A 1,062-nucleotide genomic window follows, 5' to 3' on the forward strand; every position below is an offset into this window, starting at 1 on the left:
CAGTAGGTTGGTTGCACCTGCTGATGGGTGGTTTGCCTCCGAGGCTGCCGTGGGGCCGGTGGTTGTTGTAGAAGTTTAGCCATGGTTGCAGAGCATCGGTCCGGGCTTGGTTCGAGGTGAAGGGTTGGCGGTAGGCCCAGCCTTCCTGGAGGGTGCGGTTGAAGCGTTCGGCTTTGCCGTTCTGCCAAGGGTGGCGGGGTTTGATCAGGATGTGTTTGGCCCCAAGTTGGGCGAGGGCGTTCTGGAAGTCACGGGAGAGCCGGTAGGCGAAGGCATTGTCGGTCATGACCCTTTTCACCGGGGCGCCCTGATCTGCCATGGCTGCCGCGGCCCGTGTCAGGAACCCGGCGCAGGTAGGGCCTCTCTCATCGGACAGGACCTCGGCATAGGCCAAGCGGGAGTGGTCATCGACGGCCACGTGGACGTAATCAAAACCAACTCTTGTGTGGCCTGTTGAATGGTTGCGGGCGGATTGCTTCGGGTCTGCCCGCCAACCACCGCCGTCAGGAATACGCCCGAGTTTCTTGACGTCGATGCGGATCATGTCCCCCGGCACGCCGCGTTCGTAGCGGCGGTCTGTGGCCCGGGATGCCCGTATCCGTGCTCCGGTGACGGGGTCCAGTTCCCACAGCCGGGGCATGCCGGCACGGGCCAGTATCCGGGAGACCGTCCGGGCGCTGATCCCGCAACGCACAGCCAGAGCCGTCGGGCCCTCCCGGTGCTCCACCCGCTGGGTCAGGACCTCGGCAATCACGTCCGCTGGTGTGGCGTGCGGGCAGGACCTTGGACGGGAACTCCGGTCCTCAAGGCCGTCCCAGCCGTGGGTGCGGTAGCGGCTGATCCAGCGGTGGGCGCAGGTTCGTGAGATACCCAATTCCTTGGCCACATGGGCAACGGGACGGCCTGCCAGGACCCGCTCGATGATGATCCGCCTACCGTTCGGAGTCAGGCGGGCATTACGGTGGGACATGAGGACCTCTTAGTCGTTGGCTGTGTGTGGTAACCACCAACCTAAGAGGTCCTCACCTATTCACGATGTAACCAACGTCCTGACTCAGTACA

At 63.7% G+C, this 1,062-nt stretch carries 1 protein-coding gene; it reads right to left on the reverse strand.

Annotated elements, in window-relative coordinates; genetic code table 11:
• The coding region (locus FDW81_RS17935) for an IS481 family transposase (RefSeq protein WP_138135554.1) at positions 1-970 on the reverse strand (970 nt) is incomplete at its 3' end.
• Positions 971-1,062 lie beyond the last annotated feature (92 nt).

Source organism: Pseudarthrobacter sp. NamB4 (assembly GCF_005796185.1).
GTDB lineage: Bacteria > Actinomycetota > Actinomycetes > Actinomycetales > Micrococcaceae > Arthrobacter.